The sequence below is a fragment of the Litchfieldia stipae genome, assembly GCF_014837155.1.
GTDB lineage: Bacteria > Bacillota > Bacilli > Bacillales > Bacillaceae_L > Litchfieldia.
Window position 1 is genome coordinate 38,044 of record NZ_JACYHA010000001.1, and the last position, 13,008, is coordinate 51,051.

Genomic DNA, 13,008 nt, shown 5'->3' on the forward strand with positions numbered 1-13,008 from the left:
TCCAAGTGTAGTTACGTTAAACTTTCATATTTGACTTTCATAAATTTTGAGATTTGTATAAATGGTTTGTAGAACAGGTACATCAATGCCTTCTTTCACCGCTTTTTCATATAAATATCCTTGCAGATGATCTGCTTCTACGTGTAATCCCTTTTCCATATCCCTCTGCATAGAAGACTTCATTTCGTCAGTCATGAAATCCATTCGTCCAAACAGAAACTCCTCTGCGTTTTCACCTACTGGTGCCTTGATTTGTTCAACAATCGAAAGGATTTCTTTACCGTATCTGACAATCAATTCTTGCCCTAATTTCGTCTGTCTAATCGGACCAACTGGTGATCTCGTTAAAGACGTAATACCAGATAAGGTCGTAATAAATATGTACTTATGCCACATATCCTGAAGAATATTACTTCTTTTGCGAAAGTGCGCTTTTGTACCACTAAATACTTCATTTAGCTTTGTTATTCTTTCAGTAGTTTGACCATTTAACTCTCCAAATAGAATGTCATGAGAAGGACTTGTCTGAAGTACGGTCCCTTCTTTGTCTAGTGTTGATTCGATAAAGCTTAGTCCCCCAAGAACACGATCGATGCCATAACGTTGTTGTATAATTTCAAGATGAGCAATGCCATTTAATACAGGGAGAATCATCGTAGTCTCTCCTACAAATGGATCAATATCATTAAGAACATTGTCAAGATGATATGCTTTTGTGGAAAGTAGAATGACATCAAATGCCTGCGCCTCATCACTAGCTACAATCATCTTAGGGTGAATAGTAACATTTCCATTGACGCTCTCAACCTTCAAGCCATTTTGATTTAATTGTTCTCTCCGTTTTTCCCTTACTAAGAACGTAACATCTTCACCTTTTTCATGTAATCTTGCACCAAAATATCCTCCAACCGCACCTGCTCCAACAACTAGTACACGCATACATTCACCTCTTAAATTATTTAATATTCAAAAAACATTTCCTTATTATTCATTTTATACGAGAGTAAATCTTGCGTCACTTAAAATGCACAAAAAGGTGTCAGGACAATTCCTGACACCTTTTAAGACCTAATAAAAATCATTTTTAAAGAGCATTTCTTTTGGGAGCTCTGTTCCGGTTGTCCCGCGTACATCTATTTCCTTTTCCTCTTGTGGGTAATAGATGATAAAAGTTTCATGATTCATCGATGCAAGCTTTCCTGGAATCACCTCTAATTCTGGATGCCATGCAACGGTTCCCTGTCTTGCGCTAAGTAGAATGATAAGATCATCATTTTTCTGTTTACTTGGCTCTAAATATAGCTCTTCCCAGCCAGCAACCTCCTTAACAGTTGTTGGTGGGTTTGATTTGATTTCTTTTAAGTATTGTTCATATTTAGCTGCTTCATCATCAACTACGATACAAATAAGTTGAGCACCTAAATCATTAGTCATCAGCTTAATTCTCATCAAAGCTTCTTTAAAGCCTGTTGCATGGTCAATTCCTTTAGGTAAAAGAGTAATAATCCGTTTGGTTGTATTTAATGGATGTCCAAGCTTTGCAATAAGGATAGATTGAGATGTTTGCTCAACGAGCTGATCAAGGACATTCCCAAAAATACGCTGTCTGGTTGAACGCTTCCCCTCCCAGCCAAGTATGACAATCGTTGCCCGTTCCTCCACAATCGCTCGTGTTATCCCATTTGCAATGTTATGATCAACCCTTGTCACTAATTTAACTGGTACATCAGCTCCTGAGGCATACATCACAGTGTGACCTAACATCTTTTCAGCACTTGCAATATCTCCCTCAGCACTTCTTACGTCCTTTTTCACAACGGTTAACGGATAAAGAGGCTGATCCTTTGTTGTATTCTTCTTCAGTACAAACCCAAGTTCAAGTAGTGATTCCATCGTTTCCGGATTTGCCATCGGAATCATAATTCGATCTGGTGCATCACTTCTAACATATGGTTCTTGTTCTTCCATCAGTGAGATTTTTCTACCATATTTCTCAACCAAATAAGGACCAATGATACATGTTACTAAAATCATAATAATGACACCATTAACCGTTGATTGATCTAATAATCCTACGTCAAATCCAACCAATGTCGCTGCAAGTGTAGCTGCCGCTTGTGGAATCGTTAAACCAAAGATTATATTTCTCTCCTCAGACTTCGCTTTGTATATAAAGCTAATCAACCACGCAGCAAGATATTTACCTCCAATTACACCTACTAAGATGCATCCAATCAGAATCCATGCTCTAGGATCACTGAATAATACACTTAAATCCATTAGCATCCCAACAGATAACAAGAAAAATGGAATAAACAACGCATTTGCTGTAAAACGAATACGATTCATTAGTGGACCTTGATCAAAGACAAGTCGATTAAGCGAAAGTCCACATAAGAACGCTCCGATAATCGGTTCAACACCTGCTACAATCGCAAGAAATGCTGAAATAAATAATACGACAATCACATATGTAAAGACCTTGTCACCTTCATTTCCAATATTTCTAAAAATAAATTTTGAAATAAAAGGAATCCCAACTAAATTAGCTACAGTAAATATCATTAATGAAATAGATAGTGTAATAAAGAAGCTAATCGAAAGTTCACCAGTCGCCGCACCTGTAATAATCGCGAGTACTAATAACGCAAGTGTATCCGTTAATAAGGTCCCCCCAACGGCTGTGGTCACAGCTTTATTTTTAGAGATCCCTAATCGACTCGCAATCGGATAACCGAGTAATGTATGTGACCCGAGAATCGATCCTAACAAAATCGAAGCTGCTAGACTATAGTCCAGAATAAGACCAATTCCCGTTCCTAAAGCGAGTGGGATTGAGAAGGATAATAAACCAAAGATAATACTTCGATTACGATACTTTTTAAAGCCATCAATATCCATTTCAAGACCAGCAATGAAAATGATAAATAAAAGTCCGACTGTTCCAAGTAGTTCAATGGTTTGATCACGTGCTAATATCCCAAGACCATTAGGTCCAATAATCACACCTGCAATGATTGGGCCAATGATTCCTGGAATTCGTAATAGTCTCATTAGCATTGGACTAATAAGAAACAAGGTCATTGATAATGCAAAAACCAACACTGGATTTGTAAGTGGTAATGTAAACATAACTCATCTCCTTTACGAAACAATTCAGCTCTCGTATCACCGACCTTTATAATAAGGAAAAAGGCGTGTGTAATTAAGTAATCATAATACAGAAAAATCCGTATGATTTCTAGTATTTTCACTTCATTTTGATGAATTGACATTACAAAAAGAATATGTAGAATTCAGTCTTGTATGACTTCACCAGTTCTTCGTTAACAAAATGAAATTTCGTATTGCGAAATAGATGTAATATCCTTAAAATAAAGAATAGTTTTAATGTTAAGGAGACAACAACATGAATCGTAAATTATTTCTTTATGTGAAGGCTTTTTCTGATTTTGGTACTTTTATGGATATGATTGTTTTAAATGTCGTTATTTATGCAGCGACTGGAAGTCCATTATGGTTAGCAGCAACGATGGCAGCACGTACAATTGGAGGAGTTGTTTCTAGTTTATTTTCTGGTGTGGTTGCTGATCGATTTGACCGTAGAAAGATAATGATCTATACAGATATTCTTAGGGCAATTGTAATTCTTGCACTTATCCCTTATCCTAGCCCCACTCTGATCATTATTGGTTCTTTCTTCATTGGATTAACTAGTACATTCTTTGGTGTCAGCTTTAGTGCTGAGATTCCTAGAATCTTTGGTGAGGATAAAGTATTAAGCACGAATGCAATAATTGCGAGACTAACTTCCATCAGCTTAGTAGCTGGATTTATTGGTGCAGGGGTAATTACTGATTTCCTAGGTTACAAAATGACATTAATGATTGATGCATCAACTTACCTGATATCTGCTTTAGTACTCGTAAAAATGAAATGGGAAACATCAGGCCCACGTACAAGTTCAGCCCTTACATCAGGGATGAAAGAAAAAGCACTAAGTGTCATCAACGACTTAAAAGAAGTATACAAATATATACGTTTAGCTCCTATGCTTTTAATGGTTAATATTGTCTTTTTAATTGGTGCATTCGCAGGTAGCTCACATAATTTAGGAATACCGTTACTTGCTGAAAGCATCGATGCTGATCGACAAGGCTTCTATTATGGGATGATTTGGGGAAGTTGGGGTATTGGTTCTGTTCTAGCCACCATGATACTTCCAAAGCTTAGATGGTTACTAGACCAGAAACTGTATTGGGTGTGTTTCGGTTCTGCAATTCTAATGTCAACAGGTTTTATTATTTTCTTATCAACAACCATGGTATGGATCATTTTTCCATTTGCATTTTTTACAGGAATTTTTGATGCCTGCTTCACCACTCTTCATGCAACCATCTTGCAAAAAACAGAGAATCACATACGTGGAAGAATTTTTGGTGTAGGAATGCTCTTAAAATCATTAGGATTTGCTCTTGGTTTTATCATTGCTCCAATACTGCTCGAGCTAATGACAATGCCAAATATGGTATGGATCTTACATGGAACATTAATTCTAACGACGGCCATTATCACTTTCATTGCATTGAATTATCATTCTAAAAAGAGGCTTCTTCAAGCAATTCCTGAAAAAATATAAAAAAAAGGGCTGTAACCTTTCTGATGAGGTTACAAGCCTTTTTTTGATTCGATCAGTTTTTCTAATTTTTCTTCAATCTTTTTTAAACGCTCGTTTCTTTCCTGTTGATTTTTTAATAACAATTTAGCAAATAGTGTGATTGATGTAAAAATTAACAGGGTCACAAGAAATAACAAAACGGGTCCAACCAAAGACAATAAATTCATAGCGTCCCCCTCTTTTCACATTTCCTAGCCTTATATAAAACTATAACTTCTTAATTAGATATTATCCAATCGTTTTCCTTTTAAGAATCAAAAAAAGAAGTCGTCTCATTTATGAGATGACTTCTTTTAAATAGATTAGTTAAGCTGTAAGTCTTCCTGAGCTGTCTCTTTTTTCTTATATAAACGTTGTCCCAGCATAGTCTGTCCTATTAAGAACAAACCACCCACACACCAATATAGGGGCAGAGCTGCTGGTGCATTAAATGATATTACAACAATCATAATGGGTGAAAGTAATCCCATAAAACGCATTTGCTTCTGTTGCTCAATTGTTAAATTACTTTGACTTACTTTAAATTGTAGAAAGTAAATGACCCCAGCTATTAATGTCATTAATAAATCAGACTGACCTAGGCTGAACCATAGGAATGAATGTAAGCCAATCTCTGTTGAATGACTTATCGCATAGTATAGTGCCATTAAGATTGGCATTTGTATAATAAGCGGCAAACATCCCATCGAAAGTGGATTCACGTTATGCTTTTGATATAACTTCATCATTTCCTGCTGCAAATCTTTCTGTTCCTTTGGATCCTTTGTAGCTTTTAATTTAGCTTGAATGGAATCCATTTCTGGTTTAAGGATGGCCATTTTTTCTTTCATGATCTGTTGGTTCTTATATTGCTTAAGCATCAATGGCATTAATACTAATCGAATAATGATTGTAATTAAGATAATCGCTACTCCGAAATTACCACCACCTATTTTTGCTAATAATTGAATGAGGCTCTCCATCGGATGTACTAAATATGTTTGAAAATAGGAAGGATCATTTGACCCCTGTTGTGAGCATCCTGTCATGAATAGGACTAAGAAAAAGAATGAATAGCTAATTTTTTTGAACAATTTTGTTCCTCCTTGTTTTGTTTTATTCTTAAAACACAGGGAGGTTGTTCATCTCTTCGCTATCATCACCAGGACAAAGCTTTCTTCGTACTACTTTTGCAATCCATTGATTGATGGTATTACGATGTTTAAGTTGTGACCCAACATGCAGCTTAGATTTAGCACAAACTTTAATTCTTGTTGAGTGATACAACGAACCAATAAGTGTGTGATCAAGGCCACAATTCAAAGCGATTTTGATAGATAGACCCAAAAGCAAACTAAAGTATAGACTATATATTGAATATAAATTATTGAAATCTAATATGAGTTCAAACATTCATTTATCACCTTTACTTCCTACGAAGCTATTGTTTAAATTATATCGTTTCATAAATAATACTGCAATGATAGTAATAAACCAGCACGATATTATTCAGTTAAACAAGTCGAATTTGTGAACTTCAATACTCTCTATGTTACTGTGTGTTTACCTATTTTCTTCAAATAAGGGCAAATGACTAGGACATATATCTAATTTCTTCATAGGCTGTAATGTAATCAAAAACGGATAAATGATTCGTTAATAAAACCATTTATGCTACTGATGAGAAGGGAGATTGTTTTTATGTATAACACATACGGATATGATATGGGGAACGTTCCAACACATGGATATGATATGGGAAATGTTTCTGCACATGGTTATGGTACTCAAACTGACGAGCGTTTTGGATTAGGTCCTCTTGGTGCAGGATTATTAGGTCTTGGAGTAGGCTATTTAGGCGGAGAATTATTGTCTGGACCAGGATATGGTTATGGTCCAGGATTTGGTCCGGGTTTTGGCCCTGGGTATGGCTACGGATATGGTCCTAGACCACGTCCTGGATATGGTTATGGACCTGGTCCTGGATACGGATACGGCCCAAGACCACGACCTGGATTTGGATATGGCGGATATGGCCGCTAAAACATTCTAATTTAAATGGGATTCCCTATTTCCAAGGAAATCCCATTTGTTTGTTTATCTTATTTTTTTATATAATTTCTGCTTACCATTTATGTCTTCATATTTATCAGCTATATCATTGTAATGAATCGTTTCTTTATCCCCTAGTCCAAGGATACCAAACACACATAAGCTTTCATAGAAAAGCTCATGTACCTTCTTTTGTAATTGCTTATTGAAATAGATTAAGACGTTTCTACATAAAATCACATGGAATTCGTTAAACGATCGATCTGTAACGAGATTATGCTGTGCAAACACAATGTTTTTCTTCAGGAACGAATGAAATTTGACTCCACTGTTTGTGACCGAATAATAGTCAGAAAAGGCACTTTTTCCACCAGCTTGTACATAATTAGTTGTGTATTTCTTCATTTGCTCAATTGGATACACACCGTTCTTCGCAGTTTTTAACACATGAGCATTAATGTCTGTTGCATAAATCTTAGACTTCTCATAGAGACCTTCCTCATGTAGCAGTATTGCCATCGAATATACTTCTTCACCTGTTGCACTACCTGCATGCCAAATTCGAATAGATGGATATGTTCGTAACAGCGGAACGACTTTTTCTCTAAAATTCAAGAAAAACAATGGGTCCCGAAACATTTCAGTTACATTTATAGAGAAATCAGTAATTAATCGTTGTAAGCAAGTTGAATCATGTAAGATTTTTTCAAGAAGCCCCGTAATACTTGAAAGTTTCTCTGCATGGACTCGATGCCATACTCGCCGTCTTATTGAACTATATGCATAATTTCTATAGTCATAGCCACACCAAGAATAAAGACCCTGTAATAATAATTCAATTTCAACTCTCTCTAAATCATGGTTGCATTCAATGTCTTCACTTATTCGTCCATCTGATGAATTGATCATATTTTTACATGGTCCCTTCTTAGATTAATATAGCCATACCTTTATTAAAGAAATAAGCTGGTCTGGGTCTACAGGTTTGACGATATAATCAGATGCCCCAACTTCCATACATTTAATACGATCTTCTTTCATTGCTTTTGCTGTAAGTGCAATAATTGGTAAATTCACCAATTCAGGAATCTCTCTCACCCTTTGAATGGCTTCATATCCGTCCATTTCTGGCATCATAATATCCATTAAGACAAGATCAATCTGTGGATTTTCCCGTAACATATCAAGGCTCTCTTTTCCATTCTCTGCAAAGCTAATTTCCATTTTATATTGTTCTAGAATACTTGAAAGTGCATAAACATTACGTACATCATCATCAACAATTAGAACCTTCTTCCCAATAAGGCCATATGTATTGTTCATTTCTTCAAGATTCATAGGTTCCATCACATGAACTTCTTCATCATTCCCATTCACAAACAATTCTAGCTCTGCTTTTAGTCGTTGCGGAGAATGTGCATCCTTAATAATAATTGTATGGGCATACCTATTTAATTGCATTTCTTCCTTTGAAGATAGGTCTCGCCCTGTGTATACAATCACCTTCATATCATTATTTTCTGCCCGCTCCTTAATTCTTTCTAACAATTCAAAGCCATTGGTGTCAGTTAAACCTAAATCAAGAATTAAACAATCAAAATGATTAACCTTCAACTCTTCAATAACTTCATACCCAGTAGCAACTGATTTAATAATGATGTCCATATCACCGATTAATTCCATTAGACTACTACGCTGTTTCAAATCATCATCAACAATTAGAACTCTCTTTATATGACTATTTTCCTCTTTTATTTGAGTAAGTTCTTCGTTCTTGACTAAGTTCTCATTTTCTATCACAGATTGTACTTCTTTCTGATTTAATTCATCAATAGACGTCGCAACCTCGTCTAATACCACTACATTATTTATCGTTTCACTCTCTTCATAATCACTTATATAAAATGTGAAAACACTACCTTTTCCTACTTTACTTTTTACAGTTAATTTACCATTTAAGAGATTTGCAATTTCCCTACTAATTGACAATCCTAAGCCAGTTCCACCAAATTGTCTGCTTGTTGTTCCATCAGCCTGTTGAAACGCCTCAAAAATAAGCTCTTGTTTATCATCAGGAATCCCCACTCCAGTATCAATGACAGAAAATGCGAGTGAATTTTCTTTAGATTGATTCACATCAATTTCTAAAGTTACTTCTCCTGCTTGTGTAAATTTAAAGGCATTGGATAAGAGATTTTTCAAAACTTGTTTCATGCGTACCTCATCACTATAAATATAATCTGGAAGGTCTTCCTTCAAAATGACATTAAAGTCTAATTTCTTTTGAATAGCTATATGTCTAAAATGATTATTAACAAATTTTGCAATATCATCAATGAATACTTTATTTACATTTACTTCCATTTTCCCTGATTCAATCTTGGCTAAATCTAAGATATCATTAATTAGCGATAATAGATCATTTCCTGACGAATAAATAGTTCTTGAGAATTCAACTTGTTTTGCTGAAAGATTTCCATCTACATTATCAGCTAATAGTTTAGATAAGATCAATAAGCTATTAAGAGGTGTTCTTAATTCATGTGACATATTTGCTAGAAATTCAGATTTATATTTTGAACTTAATGATAGCTGTTTTGCTTTTTCCTCAAGCTCTGCTCTAGCTTTCTCTACCTCTCTATTTGTTTGTTCAAAACGCCTATTCTGATGCTCCAATGTCTTTGCTTTTTCTATTAAATCTGTATTTGTTTGCTCTAATTCTTCTTGCTGCATTTGTAATTTCTCTTCAGACTGCCTTAGAGCCTGTGTTTGTTCCTCTAATTCCTCATTGGTTGCTTTCAGTTCTTCTTGCTGATTTTGGAGTTCTTCAGATTGTGCCTGTACCTCCTCCATCAATGTCTGCGATTCTTCTAAAAGGTTAGCTAAGCGTATTCTTCCCATGAGGCTATCAAGGACAATCCCTAAGCCATTTACCAGTTCTTCTAGTAGTCCTTGTTGTGTTTCATTATATGGTTTGAATGACGCCATTTCTATGACCGCTTTCACATCGCCTTCAAACAAAATAGGTAGAACATAAATATTTAATGGTGGAGCCTCTCCTAAGCCAGATTGTACATGAATATAATCTGAAGGAACACTTGTTAAAATGATTGGCGTTTTTTCTATCACCGCTTGTCCTATTAATCCCTCTCCTACTCGAATGGTATTGGACATATGTTTTCTTTCTTTAAATGCATATGATGCTAATAACTTATATGTTAGTTCACTATGTTCATCTAAGTCTTGCACATAAAAAACAGCATGACTTGATTCAACCAATGGAACAGCCTTCGAGAGAAATGTTTGAGCAAGTGACTCTAAGTTACGAGCACCATTTAAACTTGTCATAATCTCCGCAATATTCGTCTTTGACCATGCAAGATTTTGTTCCTTTTCCCTCTGTTCTGCTAAAGAATCTGTCATCCGATTGAAGGAGGCTGCAACTTCATCTATTTCATCATTTGATATGACATCAACTTTAGTACTTAATTCAATTCGTCCATTTGCAATGCCGGTCATCACATTAGAAACTTTATTTAACCGTGTAGAAATTCTCCACACACTTCTAAAGACAAGAATTAGTAGTAACATGATTGTAATAGCTAATATTACGATTCCAATTATAATTTCCTTTTGAAAATCACTTAACATCTCTTCCAAGGAGGCATCCATACTTCTTTCAAAACTAGTTGTAAATTCTTTAATGATGTCAAAAAAACGGTCATGGAGTTCTGAAGAGTTCTCATCCATTAGTGATAATGCTTCTTCTCTTTTCCCCTCATTTATCAATTTTATTAACGACTCTTTGTATACATTAAATTCGCTATTTGTATTTTTTAATTGTTCCATCATTTCGTTATGTTCATCAGTGCTAACTTTGGTTTCTAATAGAGTTATATTTTGTATAATTGCATCATTTTCAACCTGTAAATTATTTAGCACTTCTTGAATCGAAATATCATCATTATATAGAACTAAATTTCTTAATAGAATCGCTTCATCCTTTATATCACGATGAATTTGTTCTACTAATATCGTTGTATCAAAGCCGTCTTGTACAGATTGATTCATTTCATTAATAGTAGAAATTTGTGACCAACTAGTTCCAAGGAGAATTAATAGTATGATCGGGAGTGTGCTAAGTCCTAACAGTAATTTTGTTCTAATTTTCATTTTAGAGCACCCTTTGTCATTTTAGTTATTAGTTAATAATAAGAGTTTCTCCTTCTTTAATGCATATCTCATAAACCATTGCCATTGCTTGGACACGGTCAGTCACATTTAATTTCTGGAGAATACGAGTTATGTGATTTTTGACTGTATGTTCACTAATAAAAAGTTGCTCTGAAATTTCCTTGTTACTTAACCCACTAATAATTAATTTAAAGACATCAAATTCCCTTTGTGAGATCGAATATAAAGCTTTTGTATGATGAATTGCAGCTTCAAGTATTTCTCCCTTCAAGTCCTTTCCGATAGGTGTTAGAACTTGACTGTCAATGAATCTAGCTTTCGTTTCTTTTCTAGGAGCTTTGTTCTCTAATTGATTTGCTAAAAACACTTCAAATTCAAGTGCTCCAACTGGTTGACTAAATAAAAACCCTTGAAATTCATGGCACTTGTAATCAGAAATGATATCTAATTGCTCCTTTGTTTCTACCCCTTCAGCAATAACTGACATCTTAAGATTACTTGCTAATGCTACAATAGCACCAATTATGGCTCTACTATCACTCTGCTGTGATAGGTCTCTAATAAATGACTTATCAATCTTAATTGTATTTACAGGAAAACGTCTTAAATAATTTAAAGATGAATAACCTGTCCCAAAGTCATCAAGACTAATCGTTATGCCCATTTTCTTAAGCTGGGTTAAGGTTTGAGTGATAATATCTTCATTTCCTAAAATCACAGACTCTGTAATCTCAATTTCTAGCCATCTACTATCAACACCAGTTGTTGCTATTTCTTGTTCAATATGTTCGATTAAGTTTTTTTGAAGAAATTGTTGTGAGGAATAATTCAAAGCAATTCGAATTGGAATAAGACCTTTCTCTTTCCAAGAATTTATTTGTTCACACACTGTCTTCAGAACCCATTCTCCAATTTCAACAATTTGACCTGTTTCTTCTGCTAAAGAGATAAATTCTAGTGGAAGAATTTGTCCCCAGCTTGGATGGTTCCACCTTATTAAAGCTTCAGCACTTGTCACTATCCCAGTTTCAACCTCTACCCTTGGTTGATATACAAGCGTAAGTTCATTTCTTGAAATCGCTTTTCTCAAATCATTCTGAAGGATAAATGTACGGTAAGACTGAATATTCATTCCTGAATGGAAAACCTTATATTTATTTTTCCCCTGTTCCTTAGCTCGGTATAAAGCTGCGTCTGCATTTTTGATAATAGTAACAGTATCCTCACCATCATAAGGAAAAACACTTAAGCCAATGCATGTAGTCACAAATAATTCGAAATTATCAATCAAAAAAGGTGTTTTAAATGATACTAATAGCTTCTCTGCTACATCAAGTGCCATTTCTCGATCCATATCTGGTAGCATGATGATAAATTCATCTCCACCAACTCTTGCAACGAGACCTTTCTCCCTAATATTCAACTCTAATCTTCTTGCAACTTCTTGAAGCAATTTATCACCAATCACATGACCCAATGAGTCATTGATATATTTGAAGCGATCCATATCTAAATATAAGACACCTAATGGTTTATTGGACATTTTAGCTATTGTAATCTGTTTATTTAATTCATCGTTAAATAATCTTCTATTCGCTAAACCAGTTAAGCTGTCATGATACGCCATATACTCAATTTCTCGATTCTTTTGAATGAGAGCTTCTGATTGCTGGATAAGTAGCTGTTTCATCTTATAAAGTTCTACAAACCCATCCACCTTTGTTTTTAAAATAATTGGATTAAAGGGCTTCATGATATAATCAATCGCACCAACAGAATACCCCATATAAATATGATCAGAATCCATATTATTGGCTGTAATAAATAAGATTGGTATGTTCTTAGTTTTTTCTCGGGCTTTTATAATTTTAGCAGTTCCAAAACCGTCAATGCCAGGCATTTGGACGTCTAATAGTATCGCTGCAAAGTCATATTTCAATAAATATTTAAGAGCTTCTTCTCCTGAGAAAGCTTTAATAATATTGTAATCTTCTCTTTCAATGATAACCTCTAATGCTAATAGATTCTCAGGTCGGTCATCTACGATAAGTATATTTATTTTTTCATTGTCATTCATGGCCACAGATACCCCACTCCCAACTGAC

At 34.9% G+C, this 13,008-nt stretch carries 10 protein-coding genes; 2 read left to right on the top strand and 8 right to left on the bottom strand.

What is annotated here, in order from left to right; translation table 11 throughout:
• Positions 1–24: 24 nt before the first annotated feature.
• The gene (locus F7888_RS00175; RefSeq protein ID WP_191775900.1) at positions 25–939 is read right to left on the bottom strand and encodes a ketopantoate reductase family protein; all 915 of its coding nucleotides are present in this window, start codon (positions 937–939) and stop codon (positions 25–27) included.
• Between the two features lie 129 nt (positions 940–1,068).
• Positions 1,069–3,132: a cation:proton antiporter domain-containing protein gene (locus F7888_RS00180; RefSeq protein WP_191775903.1), complete on the bottom strand. Its 2,064-nt coding sequence runs from the start codon at positions 3,130–3,132 to the stop codon at positions 1,069–1,071.
• Between the two features lie 277 nt (positions 3,133–3,409).
• Between F7888_RS00180 and F7888_RS00185 the strand changes: the two genes are divergently transcribed.
• A complete protein-coding gene (locus F7888_RS00185; RefSeq protein WP_191775904.1) occupies positions 3,410–4,639 on the top strand; it encodes an MFS transporter in 1,230 nt (409 codons plus the stop codon).
• Between the two features lie 29 nt (positions 4,640–4,668).
• Here F7888_RS00185 and F7888_RS00190 read toward each other — a convergent pair whose 3' ends face one another.
• From F7888_RS00190 to F7888_RS00200, 3 genes are all read right to left on the bottom strand, one after another.
• Positions 4,669–4,845: a DUF4083 domain-containing protein gene (locus F7888_RS00190; RefSeq protein WP_191775907.1), complete on the bottom strand. Its 177-nt coding sequence runs from the start codon at positions 4,843–4,845 to the stop codon at positions 4,669–4,671.
• Between the two features lie 135 nt (positions 4,846–4,980).
• Positions 4,981–5,706 carry a membrane protein insertase YidC gene (gene yidC, locus F7888_RS00195; protein WP_191776759.1) on the bottom strand — a complete coding sequence of 242 codons (726 nt, stop codon included), beginning with the start codon at positions 5,704–5,706 and terminating at the stop codon, positions 4,981–4,983.
• 73 nt (positions 5,707–5,779) lie between these two features.
• A complete protein-coding gene (locus F7888_RS00200) occupies positions 5,780–6,070 on the bottom strand; it encodes a hypothetical protein (RefSeq protein WP_191775910.1) in 291 nt (96 codons plus the stop codon).
• A 288-nt stretch (positions 6,071–6,358) separates the two neighbouring features.
• Between F7888_RS00200 and F7888_RS00205 the strand changes: the two genes are divergently transcribed.
• On the top strand, positions 6,359–6,700 hold the full coding sequence (locus F7888_RS00205) for a hypothetical protein (protein WP_191776800.1): 342 nt from the start codon (positions 6,359–6,361) through the stop codon (positions 6,698–6,700).
• 54 nt (positions 6,701–6,754) lie between these two features.
• Here F7888_RS00205 and F7888_RS00210 read toward each other — a convergent pair whose 3' ends face one another.
• Genes F7888_RS00210 through F7888_RS00220 form a run of 3 tightly spaced genes read right to left on the bottom strand, consistent with a single transcriptional unit; the run spans position 6,755 to position 12,980 of the window.
• Entirely contained in the window at positions 6,755–7,618 is an 864-nt protein-coding gene (locus F7888_RS00210) for a CheR family methyltransferase (RefSeq protein ID WP_191775913.1), read from the bottom strand.
• Between the two features lie 24 nt (positions 7,619–7,642).
• Positions 7,643–10,882: a response regulator gene (locus tag F7888_RS00215; RefSeq protein ID WP_191775916.1), complete on the bottom strand. Its 3,240-nt coding sequence runs from the start codon at positions 10,880–10,882 to the stop codon at positions 7,643–7,645.
• A 28-nt stretch (positions 10,883–10,910) separates the two neighbouring features.
• On the bottom strand, positions 10,911–12,980 hold the full coding sequence (locus tag F7888_RS00220) for an EAL domain-containing protein (RefSeq protein WP_191775918.1): 2,070 nt from the start codon (positions 12,978–12,980) through the stop codon (positions 10,911–10,913).
• Positions 12,981–13,008 lie beyond the last annotated feature (28 nt).

Excerpts from the sequence above, each read along its gene's own strand:
- F7888_RS00175 (WP_191775900.1), bottom strand. The coding sequence starts at position 939 with ATGCGTGTACTAGTTGTTGGAGCAGGTGCGGTTGGAGGATATTTTGGT.
- F7888_RS00180 (WP_191775903.1), bottom strand. The coding sequence starts at position 3,132 with ATGTTTACATTACCACTTACAAATCCAGTGTTGGTTTTTGCATTATCA.
- F7888_RS00185 (WP_191775904.1), top strand. The coding sequence starts at position 3,410 with ATGAATCGTAAATTATTTCTTTATGTGAAGGCTTTTTCTGATTTTGGT.
- F7888_RS00190 (WP_191775907.1), bottom strand. The coding sequence starts at position 4,845 with ATGAATTTATTGTCTTTGGTTGGACCCGTTTTGTTATTTCTTGTGACC.
- yidC (WP_191776759.1), bottom strand. The coding sequence starts at position 5,706 with ATGACAGGATGCTCACAACAGGGGTCAAATGATCCTTCCTATTTTCAA.
- F7888_RS00200 (WP_191775910.1), bottom strand. The coding sequence starts at position 6,070 with ATGTTTGAACTCATATTAGATTTCAATAATTTATATTCAATATATAGT.
- F7888_RS00205 (WP_191776800.1), top strand. The coding sequence starts at position 6,359 with ATGTATAACACATACGGATATGATATGGGGAACGTTCCAACACATGGA.
- F7888_RS00210 (WP_191775913.1), bottom strand. The coding sequence starts at position 7,618 with ATGATCAATTCATCAGATGGACGAATAAGTGAAGACATTGAATGCAAC.
- F7888_RS00215 (WP_191775916.1), bottom strand. The coding sequence starts at position 10,882 with ATGAAAATTAGAACAAAATTACTGTTAGGACTTAGCACACTCCCGATC.
- F7888_RS00220 (WP_191775918.1), bottom strand. The coding sequence starts at position 12,980 with ATGAATGACAATGAAAAAATAAATATACTTATCGTAGATGACCGACCT.